The following is a 12,742-nucleotide window of genomic DNA, read 5'->3' as shown; positions in this document are numbered from 1 at the left end:
GGCCCGTCACGGGTTAAGGTCTGATCGACGGCACACAGGAGGCACTCGAGTTGATCTACGGCGCAATGAAGTTCTCCATCGGAGGGTCGCTGAAGCTCGCCTTCAGGCCCTGGGTGGAGGGCCTCGAGAACATTCCCGCCGAGGGGCCGGCGATCCTCGCGAGCAATCACCTCTCCTTCTCCGACTCCTTCTTCCTCCCGGCCGTACTGGACCGGAAGGTCACCTTCATCGCCAAGGCCGAGTACTTCACCTCGCCCGGTGTGAAGGGGAAGCTCACCGCCGCCTTCTTCAAGGGCGTCGGCCAGCTCCCGGTGGACCGCTCCGGCGCCCGCGGCGCCGGTGAGGCGGCGATCAAGGCCGGTATCGAGGTCATCGAGAGCGGCGGCCTGTTCGGCATCTACCCCGAGGGCACCCGCTCCCCGGACGGCCGCCTCTACCGCGGCAAGCCGGGCGGCCTCGCGCGCGTGGCGCTGGCCACCGGCGCCCCGGTCATCCCCGTCGCCATGATCGACACCGAGAAGATCCAGCCCCCCGGCAAGATCGTCCCCAAGCTGATGCGCCCCGGGATCCGGATCGGCAAGCCGCTGGACTTCAGCCGCTACCAGGGCATGGACGGCGACCGCTTCATCCTGCGCTCGGTGACCGACGAGGTCATGTACGAGATCATGAAGCTCTCCGGCCAGGAGTACGTCGACATCTACGCGACCGCCGCCAAGCGCCAGATCGCGGACGCCGAGAAGGCCGCCAAGGAGGCCGTCAAGGCCGAGATCGCCGAGCGGGAGCAGGCCGGCGCGTAACGGCGCATGACCTCGCGATCGCAGCGGGGTTCGAGGTTCGGGGTTTTTTGGGGGGACAGGGAAGATGGCCAGGCGCGAGCGTGTCGTGCGGATGTCGGTCGAGCAGCCGCTGTGGCGCGCGCTCACCGGCTACCGCGTCCTCACCATGGTCTACGCGGTGGCGATCTTCGTCTTCGCACGGGACGCGTACGAGCGGCCCTGGGTGGCGATCGGCTTCCTCGGCGTCCTCGTGGTGTGGACGCTGGCGACCCTGCCCAAGGTGGCCGCCGCCGCCAGCTGCACCCGGCGGTTCCTGATCGCCGACCTGACCATCGCCCTCACCGGCATCCTGCTCACCCCGCTCGCCGACGCCCAGGCCCAGCACATCGACGGCCCGACCCTGCCGAGCATATGGACGGCCGGATCGGTCCTCGCCTACGCCATCAAGGGCGGCTGGCGCTGGGCCGCGTTCGCCTCCTCGCTGGTCGCCGCCGCCAACATCGTCGAGCGCGGCAGCCCCAGCCGGGACACCCTGCACAACGTCCTGCTGGTCTGGATCGCCTCGGTCGCCATCGGCTACGTCGTCGAGATCGCCCGGGCCTCCGAGCGCACCCTCGCCCGCGCCCTGGAGATCGAGGCCGCCACCCGGGAGCGCGAGCGCCTCGCCCGGGACATCCACGACAGCGTCCTGCAGGTCCTCGCCATGGTGCAGCGGCGCGGAACGGCCATCGGCGGCGAGGCCGCCGAGCTCGGCCGCATGGCGGGCGAGCAGGAAGTCGCCCTGCGCACCCTGGTCGCCGGCGGCCTCAACCGCCCCTGCCTGGTCTCCGAGGACGAGTCCGAGGGCGCGGTGGTCCGGCTCGTGGAAGAGCCGGACACGGAGAGCGGCGCCGACGCCGGCCCGGTCGATCTGCGGACCCTGCTCGCCCCGCGCGCCGGGGCCAGGGTCACCCTCGCCGATCCGGGCGCCCCGGTCCTGCTGCCGCCCGCGGCGGCCCGGGAGCTGGCCGCCGCTGTCGGTGCCGCCCTGGACAATGTCCGCAGACATGCCGGGGACGACGCCCAGGCGTGGATCCTCGTCGAGGACTGGGGGGACGAAGTGATCGTGACCGTGCGGGACGACGGCCCCGGCATCCCCGAGGGCCGCCTCGCCCAGGCCGAGGGCGAGGGCAGGATGGGCGTCGCCCTGTCCATCCGGGGGCGGTTGCGCGATCTGGGCGGCACGGCCGAGCTGGTCTCGGTCCCCGGGCAGGGTACGGAAGTCGAGTTGAAGGTTCCACGCGCGCGTGGGGGGAAGGCGGGCACGCGATGAGCGAGCAGGTCGAGCAGGTTGAGCGGATCCAGCGGGCCGAAGCGGCCGGGCAGCCGATCAGGGTGATGGTCGTCGACGACCACCCGATGTGGCGGGACGCGGTCGCCCGCGACCTCGCCGAGGCCGGATTCGACGTGGTCGCCACCGCGGGCGACGGCGAACAGGCCGTCCGGCGCGCCCACGCCGTCACCCCGGACGTCCTCGTCCTCGACCTGAACCTGCCCGCCAAGCCGGGCGTCCAGGTCTGCAAGGAACTGGTCGGCGCCCGGCCCTCCCTGCGCGTCCTGGTCCTCTCCGCGAGCGGCGAGCACGCCGACGTCCTGGAGGCCGTGAAGTCCGGCGCCACCGGCTATCTGCTCAAGTCGGCCAGCACCGCCGAGCTCCTGGACGCCGTCCGGCGCACCGCCGCCGGCGACCCGGTCTTCACCCCCGGCCTCGCCGGCCTGGTCCTCGGCGAGTACCGCCGGCTCGCCTCCGAACCGGCCCCCGCCACCGGCGCCGACGAGCCCAAGGCCCCCCAGCTCACCGACCGCGAGACCGAGGTGCTGCGGCTGGTCGCCAAGGGCCTGAGCTACAAGCAGATCGCCGAGCGCCTGGTCATCTCGCACCGCACGGTCCAGAACCACGTCCAGAACACCCTGGGCAAGCTCCAGTTGCACAACCGCGTGGAGCTCGTCCGGTACGCGATAGAGCGCGGCCTCGACGACGCCTGACCGCGCGCCCGGGCACGACGCCTGACCGCAGACCGGCCACGCCGCCTTACACGTACGAGTGAACGGGGAGCGCCGACGCCCGTATGTCGTCCGGGAATTCACCTTTCGTCCCGTCCCTGAGTGACCTGGGTCACTACTAGCGTGACCCGCAACAGGTCACCAGGACGGCGAAGGGAAGGTTCCATGCGGGTCGGAGTGCTCACCGGAGGCGGCGACTGCCCCGGTCTCAACGCGGTCATCCGCGGCATCGTCCGCAAGGGGGTCCAGGAGTACGACTACGCGTTCACCGGCTTCCGCGACGGCTGGCGCGGCCCCCTCGACGGCGACACCGTGCCGCTCGACATCCCCGCCGTACGCGGCATCCTGCCGCGCGGCGGCACCATCCTCGGCTCCTCGCGCACCAACCCCCTCAAGGTCGAGGGCGGCATCCGCCGGATCAAGGACAACCTCGCCAAGGCCGAGGTCGAAGCTCTCATCGCGATCGGCGGCGAGGACACCCTCGGCGTCGCCGCCCGCCTCAGCGACGAGTACGGCGTCCCCTGCGTCGGCGTCCCGAAGACCATCGACAACGACCTGTCCGCCACCGACTACACCTTCGGCTTCGACACCGCCGTCGGGATCGCCACCGAGGCCATCGACCGGCTCCACACCACCGCCGAATCCCACATGCGGGTCCTCGTCGTCGAGGTGATGGGCCGTCACGCAGGCTGGATCGCGCTCCACTCGGGCCTGGCCGGCGGCGCGAACGTCATCCTCATCCCCGAGCAGCGCTTCGACGTCGGCCAGGTCTGCGAGTGGGTGACCTCCCGCTTCAAGGCCAGCTACGCACCGATCGTCGTCATCGCCGAGGGCGCCATGCCCAAGGACGGCGACATGGTCCTCAAGGACGGCACCCTCGACTCCTTCGGCCACGTCCGCCTCTCCGGCGTGGGGGAGTGGCTCGCCAAGGAGATCGAGAAGCGCACCGGCAAGGAGGCCCGCACCACCGTCCTCGGCCACGTCCAGCGCGGCGGCACCCCGAGCGCCTTCGACCGCTGGCTCGCCACCCGCTTCGGGCTCCACGCCATCGACGCCGTCCGCGACGGCGATTTCGGGAAGATGGTCGCCCTGCGCGGCACCGACATCGTGCGCGTCCCGATCGCCGAGGCGACCGCCAAGCTGAAGACGGTCGACCCGAAGCTCTACGAGGAGGTCGGCGTCTTCTTCGGCTGAGCCCTGCGGGCGCAGGGGCATCGGGCCGTACATGCGCCATGATCCGCGCATGTACGGTCCATCCGGTCGGCGCGGCGAGAACGTACGCGTCCCCACCGCGCCCATCGAGGACCGCCCCCTCAACCGGCCTCGCGCACCAGCATCCCCGCCAGCAGCCCGGCCACCACCGCCGCCCCGTCCAGCGTCAGCACCGACTCCGGATGGAACTGGACGGAGGCGAATCCCGGCCCGCGCAGCGCGTGCACCTCCCCGCTCTCCGCGTCCCGGCTCACCTCGATCCCGCGCACTTCCAGCTCCGCCGTGCCCTCCTCGTCACAGCGGGCGGTGAAGCTGTTGTAGAAGCCGACCGTCTGCGGGCGCCCGAACAGATCGATCCGCAGCTGCGCGCCCTGGAACGGCGTCCGCTTGCGCACGATCGGCAGCCCCAGCTCCGCCGCGATCAGCTCATGCCCGAGGCAGACCCCCAGCAGACCGTGTCGGTGCTCATGGACGACCTCGGCCGTCAGTCCCCGCAGGAAGCGCATCTTCGGATCCGCCGTGTCCGCCGGATCGCCCGGCCCCGGACCCAGCACCACCGGACCCTCGTGGGCGAGCGCCAGCTCCCGCAGCCCCGGCTCGTCGTAACGTCGGACCGTCACCTCAAGGCCCGAGGAGCGCAGCAGATGCGCGAGCATCGCGGTGAACGTGTCCTCGCCGTCGACGACCAGCGCGTGCCCGCTCAGCGCCGCCGAGCGGGTCTGCATCCGCAGCCAGAACGGCGCCAGATCCGCCCGCCGGGCATCCAGCGCGGCCCGTACCCGCGGGTCCTCGGCGAGCAGCGGCCGTACGGACTCGTCGCGCGGCCGGCCCTCCCTGACCCCCAGCGCCGTCAGCACGCCCGCCGCCTTGGCATGGGTCTCGGCCACCTCCGACGCCGGGTCCGAATGCCGGACCAGGGTCGCCCCGACGGGGACCCGCAGCCGTCCGTCCCCGGCGATGTCGGCCGTACGGATCAGGATGGGGGAGTCCAGCGTCTGGGCGCCGTTCGCGTCCGTGCCCAGCAGCGCCAGCGCCCCCGCGTAGTAGCCACGGCCGCCGACCTCATGGCGTTCGATCACCCGGCACGCGTTCTGCACCGGCGACCCGGTGACGGTGGCCGCGAACATCGTCTCCCGCAGCACCTGCCGTACGTCGAGCGAGGACCGGCCGCGCAGCTCGTACTCCGTGTGCGCCAGATGCGCCATCTCCTTCAGCCGCGGCCCGACCACCACCCCGCCCATGTCGCCGACCGTGCACATCATCTTCAGCTCCTCGTCCACGACCATGGAGAGCTCGTCGGTCTCCTTGCGGTCGGCGAGGAAGGTGAGCAGCCCCTCGGCGTCCGGCCCGCCGGCCGGATAGCGGTATGTACCGCTGATCGGATTCATCACGACCGTCCCGCCCGCCATCCGGACATGCACCTCGGGGCTGGCCCCGACCAGGGTCCGCGAGCCGGTGTGCACGACGAAGGTCCAGTACGCGCCCCGCTCGCTCGTCAGCAGCCTGCGGAAGAGCGCCAGCGCGTCGGCCCGGCCGAAGCCGGGGATCTCGCCGGTGTACGTCCGCCGGATCACGAAGTTGGCGCCCTCGCCGCTGCCGATCTCCTCCTCGACGACCCGCCGCACGATCCGCGCGTACCTGTCGTCGTCGACGTCAAAACCGCCGCCCTCGACCCGTACGTCATGGGCCGGAAGCCGGTCGAGCACCTCGGCGAGGGGGAGTTCGTACGCCTCCTCGGCGGCCAGCACCGACAGCGGCGTGCCGTCGTCGCGGACGTCGAAGCCGCGCTCGCGGACCTGCCGGAACGGCACCAGCGCCAGCGTGGGCAGCTCCCGGACGGGCAGCTCGGCCAGCCGCCCGGCCTCGTGGACCGGTCCGAGCAGCACCTCGACGGTGTCGTGGTCACGGCCGGGGGTGCGTCTGCGCAGCAGCGCGAACGGCGGGCAGGAGTCGTCGAGCAGCCGGCTGAGGACGGTGCGCGGGTCCATGGATGCGTTCCTTCCGGGTGGAGTGGGAGGAACGGCCCCGTGAAACGGAAGAAGGCCGCCCCTCGGGCGGCCTTCGCGTGTTCGGTGTACGCGCAGTCAGTGGGCCGCCGGATGAGCGGTCCACCACCAGTTCTGGGTCGTCTGCGCGAACATGCCGCGACCCTACCCCACCCCCGGCCGCACCCCGGAGATCTGATCATCTGTCTCACCCATTGAGCGCGGTCATGGACAAACGTGACGACCCCGTAAGGTGTTACAGGTGACCGTGAACGCTAAGTCCACCGCATCCGGTGGCAACACCTGGCGAGACCTTCCCGCGGCGCAGCAGCCTGAGTACCCCGATGCCGAGGCTCTGCGCGATGTGATCGCGGACCTCGAGTCGTATCCGCCGCTGGTTTTCGCCGGCGAGTGTGACCAGCTGCGCGCCCGGATGGGAGCCGTCGCCAAGGGCGAGGCGTTCCTTCTCCAGGGTGGCGACTGCGCCGAGGCCTTCGACGCCGTATCCGCCGATCACATCAGGGCCAAGCTCAAGACCTTGCTCCAGATGAGCGCCGTGCTGACGTACGCCGCCTCCGTACCCGTCGTCAAGGTCGGCCGCATCGCCGGCCAGTACTCCAAGCCCCGCTCCAAGGGCACGGAGACCCGTGACGGCGTGACCCTGCCGACCTACCGGGGTGACTCGGTCAACGGCTTCGACTTCACCGAGGCCGCCCGCGTCCCTGACCCCGAGCGGCTGAAGCGGATGTACCACGCCTCCGCCTCCACGCTCAATCTGGTCCGCGCCTTCACCACCGGCGGCTACGCCGACCTGCGTCAGGTGCACGCCTGGAACCAGGACTTCGTGAAGTCCTCCCCCTCCGGGCAGCGCTACGAGCAGCTCGCGCGGGAGATCGACAACGCCCTGAACTTCATGAAGGCCTGCGGCACCGACCCGGCCGAGTTCAAGGCGGTGGAGTTCTACTCCTCGCACGAGGCGCTGCTGCTCGACTACGAGGGCGCGCTGACCCGGACCGACTCGCGGACCGGCAAGCTGTACGACACCTCCGGCCACATGGTCTGGATCGGCGAGCGCACCCGCCAGCTGGACCACGCGCACATCGAGTTCGCGTCGCGGATCGCCAACCCCATCGGCATCAAGCTGGGCCCGACGACCACGGTCGACGAGGCGCTGACCTACATCGACCGTCTCGACCCGGACCGTGAGCCGGGCCGGCTGACCTTCATCGTCCGCATGGGCGCCGACAAGGTACGGGACAAGCTCCCGGACCTGGTCGAGAAGGTCACCGCGTCGGGTGCCACCGTGGCCTGGGTCACCGACCCGATGCACGGCAACACCTTCGAGGCGGCCTCGGGCCACAAGACCCGCCGCTTCGACGACGTGCTCGACGAAGTCAAGGGCTTCTTCGAGGTCCACAAGGGCCTGGGCACCCACCCGGGCGGCATCCACGTCGAGCTCACCGGTGACGACGTCACCGAGTGCGTGGGCGGCGGCGACGAGATCTTCGTCGACGACCTGCACCAGCGCTACGAGACCGCCTGCGACCCCCGGCTCAACCGCAGCCAGTCGCTGGACCTGGCGTTCCTCGTGGCGGAGATGTACCGGGACCAGTGATCTTCCCGGGCTAGAGGTTCCTACGGCTGTGGGGCGCGGATCCGTGTGATCCGCGCCCCACAGTCATGACCGGGACTTTTGCGCCACCCGGGTGACGGGTAAGGTTAGGTTAGCCTTATCGATCTCGGCGGGAGGTGAACCGCGTGTACGTCTGCTCATGCTTCGGTGTCACGGAGAAGCAGGTTCAGCAGCATGCCGACGCGGGTGCCTGTACGCCTCGCCAGATCGCGTCCGCCTGCAAGGCGGGCACCGACTGCGGATCGTGCGTCCGCCGTATCCAGGCGATCCTCGGCCGGGGCAGCTGCCCCCGCCGCGACCTCCTCGACCAGGGCAAGTCGGCCCTGGCGGACCTCACCGAGGCGGGGACCGAGGCCGACGAACTGTCGGAAGCGGCCTGAGGTAGCCCCGGGGCCGGCCTTCCGGCTGTCAGCCCTCCTGCTGTCAGCCCTCCGGCTGTTCGATCAGCTGGGCGAGGTACAGCGCCTCACCGAGCTTGTCGAGCAGGTCCAGCTGGGTGTCGAGGTAGTCGATGTGATGCTCCTCGTCGGCGAGGATCGACTCGAAGATGTTCGCCGAGGTGATGTCGCCCTTGGCCCGCATGATCTCGATGCCGCGCCGGAGCCGGTCGATGGCCTCGACCTCGACCTGGCGGTCGGCCTCGAACATCTCCTTGACCGTCTGCCCGATACGGACGTGGAACAGCCGCTGGTAGTTCGGCAGCCCGTCCAGGAAGAGGATCCGGTCGGTCAGGACCTCGGCGTGCTTCATCTCGTCGAACGACTCATGACGCGTGTACTTGGCGAGCTTCGTCCAGCCGAAGTTCTCCTGCATCTTCGCGTGCAGGAAGTACTGGTTGATCGCGGTCAATTCGGCGGTCAGCTGCTCGTTGAGGAATTCGATGACCTCGGGGTCGCCCTGCATCGCAGCGGCTCCTTCCACACGTCTGACTGGGCAGGATGGCCGCATCTTTGCACTGCGGATGAGGGTCGTCCAGTAAGTGCAGGCTTAGTAGGAGTTGCCCGAATCGGGCCGGACCTGGTCATGACCACCCCTTCCGGTCTGTCACCATGGATGGCATGGGTCAGCCGGAGACCGGGGAACGCCGGAGCGCAGAGCAGTCGGATCTTCCGCCGGGCCAACGGCTGCAGCGCGGCTGGCCGGTCACCCACTACGGCCCCGTCCCCAAGTTCAAGCCGGACCGCTGGGAGTTCCGGGTCTTCGGCGCCACGGCGGACGGCGACAAGAAATGCTGGAATCACGAGGAGTTCTCGGCCCTACCGTTCTCCACGGTCGTGGCGGATCTGCACTGCGTCACGAAATTCAGCATGGTGGGGGCCGAATGGGGTGGGGTGCCCGCCCGTACGATCCTGGAACTGGCCCCGCCGGCCGCCAATGCCACGCATGTGATGGTGTGGGCCGAGTACGGATTCAGTGCGAATATGCGGCTCGCCGACTTCGCGTCCGAGCGCACGATTTTCGCCACGCACAAGGACGGTGAACTGCTCACCGCCGAGCACGGTTTTCCGCTGCGGCTGATCGTGCCGCATCTTTACGCCTGGAAAGGGCCCAAATGGGTCCGGGGTGTGGAGTACATGACCGCCGACCGCCGCGGCTTCTGGGAGGAGCGCGGCTATCACAACATCGGCGACCCGTGGACCGAGCAGCGCTACTCCTACCAGGAGGAGCCGGGGGACGGCCCCGAGCTGTAGCGCCCGGGGGCCGTCAGTGGTGGTACTGGTGGACCACCGCGTGGCCCTTGCCGCGGCCGATCATCCACTTGTTGACCGGTGTGGTGATCACGAAGGCGACGAGGAAGGCGAAGGCCAGCGCGCCCCAGAACAGCGCGTCCGACAGATGCGCGTCCATGGCGCCGGGCACGAGCAGCAGCACGCCGTTGTCGACGATCTCCATCACGGTGATCGAGAGGGTGTCGGCGGCCAGTGCGACACCGATCGCGGCCTTCAGACCCAGGCCCGCGCGGAGGACCGCCCACAGGGTCAGTGAGTAGCCGAAGAAGAAGGCCAGCACGATGGCGAGGGCCATGGTGGGGGCGTTGCCCCAGCCCAGCGCCGTACCGATGATCATGCCCAGGACCTCGCCGATGGCGCAGCCGGTCAGGCAGTGGAGGGTGGCCTTGGCCGCCATGGCCCAGCTGACCTGGCCGCCGCCGTGATGGTGGCCGTGGCCGTGGTGCTGGTGCTCGCCGTGGTGGGCGTGAGTCTCGTGCTGCATGGTGTCCCCCAATGACGGATAGCGGTTCCTGCCGATGCAAGAACCGTATACCCCCTAGGGGTATTCCTCAATGGGAATCGCCGTTGTCAGTACCTCAGTCGCGGAGCGCCTTCAGCCGTGCCACGTCCGCCGCATGGCCCTCCGGGCCACCGGGCGTCTCGATGATCAGCGGGACGCCCGCCGTCGCCGGATGGCGCATGAGGGCACGGAACGGCTCCTCGCCGATGTGTCCCGCGCCGATGTTCTCGTGCCGGTCCTTGTGGGCGCCGACCACGTCCTTGGAGTCGTTCGCGTGGATCAGCTTCAGCCGCCCCTCACCCACCGTCTCCACCAGCAGGTCCAGGGTCTGGGTCATGCCGTGCGGCCCGGCGAGGTCGTGGCCGGCCGCGAAGATGTGGCAGGTGTCCAGGCAGACACCGAGCTTGGGATGGTGGTCCAGGGCCTCGAAGTACGGTCCGAAGTCCCAGGTCCGCGAGCAGAGTGAGAAGCCCTGCCCGGCCGTCGACTCCAGCAGCAGGAACGGGTCGTCGTCGTGGGTGAGCTCGTCCAGGAGCGGCAGCATCCGCTCCCGTACCTGCGCGAGCGCCACCTCGCGGGAGCGGCCGCCGGTCGCCGAGCCCGTGTGGACGACGACGCCCTGGGCGCCGATCTCCCGGGCGCGGCGCAGGGAGTGCCGCAGCGAGTCCACGGACCGCTCGACGGTGGCCTCGGTGTGCGACCCGAAGTTGATGAGGTACGGCGCGTGGACCCACGCGGACATGCCCTCGGCGGCGCACTCGGCACGGAACTTGTCGTCCTGCGCCGGATTGCCCAGCGGCAGCGCCCAGCCGCGTGGATTGGCGACGAAGACCTGGACGGTCTCGGCGCCCAGCTCACGGGCGTAGTTCAGGCCGGTCGTGGCGAGGCCGCCGGCCACGGGGACATGGCCGCCGACGGGGTTGCGCATGAGTTTCTACAGTCCCTTGGTCGTGATGGTGATGGTGCTGCCCTCCGGCGCCTTGCCGCCGCCGGGGACGGACTGGGAGGCCACCGTGTTGCCGAGGAAGGGGAAGGTCTTGTCGACCTTCACCTGGAAGCCCGCCGCGGTCAGCCTGGCCTTGGCGTCGTCGACCTTCTCACCGGTCACGTCGGGGACCTCGACCATGCGGGGGCCCTTGGAGACGGTCAGGGTGATCGTGTCGCCCTTGGCGGCGCGGCTGCCGACGGCCAGCGACTGGTTGGCGACCGTGCCCGCGGCCCTGGGGGAGTGGACCTGCTCGGGGGCGACCCGCACGGTCAGCCCGAGGTCCTGGAGGGTGCTGGTCGCCGAGGCGACGGACGCGCCCGCCACGTCGGGGACGTCGATCGGCGCGCCCTTGCTGACGACCAGGGCGACGGCGGAGTCGGGGCTGCGCTCGGTGCCCGGCTTGGGGTCGGTGCTGATCACCGCGTTCTGTGGGATGTCCTGGCTGAAGGCGGTGGTGATCACGCCGGGTGCCAGGCCGGCCTTGGCCAGCTCGCGCTTGGCCTGCGGGAGCGGGGTGCCCTTGAGGTCGGGGACCTTCACGATCTCGGGGCCGCGCGAGACGGTCAGTGTCACCGAGCCGTTGCCCCGGATCCGCTGCCCGGGCGCGGGGTCGGTGCCCATGACCCTGCCGCGCTGATAGGCGCTGCTGAACGCCCGCTCGACGCCGGCGACGTCGAGGCCCGCGTCCGCGAGGCGCTTCTTGGCCTGCGCCTCGGTCTGACCGAGGACGGTCGGGACGCGGGTGAACTGCCCGGAGTTGATGTACCAGACGCCGCTGCCGATGCCGAGGGCGAGCAGGACGGCGACGAGCGTGAGGTAGAGGCCGCGGCGCTGCGGGGCGGGGGCGCGCGGGGGCTCGGGCGGCGCCGGGGGCTGTGCGCGCAGCCGGTACGTGTGCTCGGCGGGGGCGGGCAGCGGTCGCGGGATCACGCTGGTCCGGTCGTCCGAGCCGTCGTGGTCCTCGGCGTGGGAGCGCGGCGGTACGAGGTCCAGCTGCGCGTCGCCGAGGCGGGCGCGGGCCTCGCGGACCTGACCGAGCAGGGTCACGGCGTCGTGCGGGCGGAGCTCGGGGTTGCGGGCCGTGGCGCTCGCCACGAGCTCGTCGAGCTCGACGGCGAGGCCGGGGAAGGAGGCGGAGGGGGCGGGCACGTCCGCGTTCAGATGCTGGTAGAGGACGTGCGCGGGCGTGTCGCCGGCGTGCGGCTTGGCGCCGGTCAGCATCTCGTACAGCATGACACCGCACGCGTAGACGTCGACGCGGGTGTCGGTCGTGCCGTCCTCGATCTGCTCCGGCGCGAGGTAGGAGACGGTGCCGAGGATCGCGCCGGTGGTGTTGGTGACGGCGCCGACGGCCCGTACGAGCCCGAAGTCGGCGACCTTGACGCGCCCGTCGTCGCCGATGAGGACGTTCTCCGGCTTCATGTCCCGGTGCACGAACCCGGCCCGGTGCGCGGCGCCCAGCGCGGCGAGCACGGGCTCCAGGATGTCCAGTGCGGCCCGCGGCTGGAGGGCGCCCCGCTCGCGCAGTACGTCGCGCAGGGTGCAGCCGGCGATGTACTCCATGGCCAGGTATACGTACGCCCCGTCGGCGCCCTGGTCGAAGACGCCGACGACATTGGGGTGCGACAGCCGCGCGACGGACTTCGCCTCCCGGATGAACCGCTCGACGAACGACGCGTCGGCGGCGAGCGCGGGATGCATCACCTTGAGCGCGAGCACCCGGTCGAGCCGGGTGTCGACGGCCCGGTAGACCGTGGCCATCCCGCCGACGGCGATACGCGCGTCGACGCGGTAGCGGCCGTCGAGCAGCTGCCCGACAAGGGGGTCCTGAAGGGTCGTGTCCACCCGGGAAGTCTACGAGCCGCCACCGACA

At 70.6% G+C, this 12,742-nt stretch carries 13 protein-coding genes; 7 read left to right on the top strand and 6 right to left on the bottom strand.

Annotated elements, in window-relative coordinates; all coding sequences use genetic code 11:
• Positions 1 to 50: 50 nt before the first annotated feature.
• The 4 genes from ACZ7LT_RS01760 to ACZ7LT_RS01745 all read left to right on the top strand — a co-directional run bounded on the left by ACZ7LT_RS01760 (position 51) and on the right by ACZ7LT_RS01745 (position 4,013).
• Positions 51 to 797 carry a lysophospholipid acyltransferase family protein gene (locus ACZ7LT_RS01760; protein ID WP_471232822.1) on the top strand — a complete coding sequence of 249 codons (747 nt, stop codon included), beginning with the start codon at positions 51 to 53 and terminating at the stop codon, positions 795 to 797.
• 64 nt (positions 798 to 861) lie between these two features.
• Positions 862 to 2,088 (top strand): MacS family sensor histidine kinase, encoded by a 1,227-nt coding sequence (gene macS / locus ACZ7LT_RS01755; RefSeq protein ID WP_471232820.1) that lies wholly within the window; start codon positions 862 to 864, stop codon positions 2,086 to 2,088.
• A 65-nt stretch (positions 2,089 to 2,153) separates the two neighbouring features.
• Entirely contained in the window at positions 2,154 to 2,801 is a 648-nt protein-coding gene (locus ACZ7LT_RS01750; RefSeq protein WP_471234759.1) for a response regulator, read from the top strand.
• Between the two features lie 183 nt (positions 2,802 to 2,984).
• Positions 2,985 to 4,013: a 6-phosphofructokinase gene (locus ACZ7LT_RS01745; RefSeq protein WP_471232819.1), complete on the top strand. Its 1,029-nt coding sequence runs from the start codon at positions 2,985 to 2,987 to the stop codon at positions 4,011 to 4,013.
• 119 nt (positions 4,014 to 4,132) lie between these two features.
• On the opposite strand, the gene ACZ7LT_RS01740 is transcribed toward ACZ7LT_RS01745, so the two are convergent.
• Positions 4,133 to 6,019 carry an anthranilate synthase family protein gene (locus ACZ7LT_RS01740; protein WP_471232817.1) on the bottom strand — a complete coding sequence of 629 codons (1,887 nt, stop codon included), beginning with the start codon at positions 6,017 to 6,019 and terminating at the stop codon, positions 4,133 to 4,135.
• A gap of 96 nt (positions 6,020 to 6,115) precedes the next feature.
• The gene (locus tag ACZ7LT_RS01735; RefSeq protein WP_078513512.1) at positions 6,116 to 6,172 is read right to left on the bottom strand and encodes a trp operon leader peptide; all 57 of its coding nucleotides are present in this window, start codon (positions 6,170 to 6,172) and stop codon (positions 6,116 to 6,118) included.
• A 106-nt stretch (positions 6,173 to 6,278) separates the two neighbouring features.
• On the opposite strand from ACZ7LT_RS01735, the gene ACZ7LT_RS01730 reads away from it, so the two are divergent.
• Entirely contained in the window at positions 6,279 to 7,631 is a 1,353-nt protein-coding gene (locus ACZ7LT_RS01730) for a class II 3-deoxy-7-phosphoheptulonate synthase (RefSeq protein ID WP_471232815.1), read from the top strand.
• Between the two features lie 134 nt (positions 7,632 to 7,765).
• The gene (locus ACZ7LT_RS01725) at positions 7,766 to 8,029 is read left to right on the top strand and encodes a (2Fe-2S)-binding protein (protein ID WP_471232813.1); all 264 of its coding nucleotides are present in this window, start codon (positions 7,766 to 7,768) and stop codon (positions 8,027 to 8,029) included.
• Between the two features lie 43 nt (positions 8,030 to 8,072).
• Here the strand turns inward: ACZ7LT_RS01725 and bfr are convergent, their stop codons facing one another.
• Positions 8,073 to 8,552 carry a bacterioferritin gene (gene bfr / locus ACZ7LT_RS01720; protein ID WP_471232811.1) on the bottom strand — a complete coding sequence of 160 codons (480 nt, stop codon included), beginning with the start codon at positions 8,550 to 8,552 and terminating at the stop codon, positions 8,073 to 8,075.
• Positions 8,553 to 8,707: 155 nt separating this feature from the next.
• Here bfr and ACZ7LT_RS01715 point away from each other — a divergent pair, with 155 nt between their 5' ends.
• Complete coding sequence (locus tag ACZ7LT_RS01715) at positions 8,708 to 9,340, top strand: sulfite oxidase-like oxidoreductase (protein WP_471232809.1); 633 nt, start codon at positions 8,708 to 8,710, stop codon at positions 9,338 to 9,340.
• Between the two features lie 13 nt (positions 9,341 to 9,353).
• Here ACZ7LT_RS01715 and ACZ7LT_RS01710 read toward each other — a convergent pair whose 3' ends face one another.
• The 3 genes from ACZ7LT_RS01710 to pknB form a co-directional block, all read right to left on the bottom strand.
• Positions 9,354 to 9,863, bottom strand: coding sequence for a DUF4396 domain-containing protein (locus ACZ7LT_RS01710; RefSeq protein ID WP_471232807.1), 510 nt, complete (start codon positions 9,861 to 9,863; stop codon positions 9,354 to 9,356).
• Between the two features lie 94 nt (positions 9,864 to 9,957).
• Positions 9,958 to 10,809, bottom strand: a complete 852-nt coding sequence (locus ACZ7LT_RS01705; RefSeq protein ID WP_471232805.1) for a deoxyribonuclease IV — start codon at positions 10,807 to 10,809, stop codon at positions 9,958 to 9,960.
• 6 nt (positions 10,810 to 10,815) lie between these two features.
• Positions 10,816 to 12,714, bottom strand: coding sequence for a Stk1 family PASTA domain-containing Ser/Thr kinase (gene pknB / locus ACZ7LT_RS01700; protein WP_471232804.1), 1,899 nt, complete (start codon positions 12,712 to 12,714; stop codon positions 10,816 to 10,818).
• Positions 12,715 to 12,742: the final 28 nt, after the last annotated feature.

This window comes from Streptomyces sp. NPDC039465 (assembly GCF_055639315.1).
Note: the sequence above shows the minus strand (reverse complement) of the source record. Positions and strands in the feature narration are given on the sequence as shown.

Coding starts and splice junctions, on each gene's coding strand:
- ACZ7LT_RS01705 (WP_471232805.1), bottom strand. CDS start 10,809: ATGCGCAACCCCGTCGGCGGCCATGTCCCCGTGGCCGGCGGCCTCGCC.
- macS (WP_471232820.1), top strand. CDS start 862: ATGGCCAGGCGCGAGCGTGTCGTGCGGATGTCGGTCGAGCAGCCGCTG.
- ACZ7LT_RS01715 (WP_471232809.1), top strand. CDS start 8,708: ATGGGTCAGCCGGAGACCGGGGAACGCCGGAGCGCAGAGCAGTCGGAT.
- ACZ7LT_RS01740 (WP_471232817.1), bottom strand. CDS start 6,019: ATGGACCCGCGCACCGTCCTCAGCCGGCTGCTCGACGACTCCTGCCCG.
- bfr (WP_471232811.1), bottom strand. CDS start 8,552: ATGCAGGGCGACCCCGAGGTCATCGAATTCCTCAACGAGCAGCTGACC.
- ACZ7LT_RS01710 (WP_471232807.1), bottom strand. CDS start 9,863: ATGCAGCACGAGACTCACGCCCACCACGGCGAGCACCAGCACCACGGC.
- ACZ7LT_RS01745 (WP_471232819.1), top strand. CDS start 2,985: ATGCGGGTCGGAGTGCTCACCGGAGGCGGCGACTGCCCCGGTCTCAAC.
- ACZ7LT_RS01750 (WP_471234759.1), top strand. CDS start 2,154: ATGGTCGTCGACGACCACCCGATGTGGCGGGACGCGGTCGCCCGCGAC.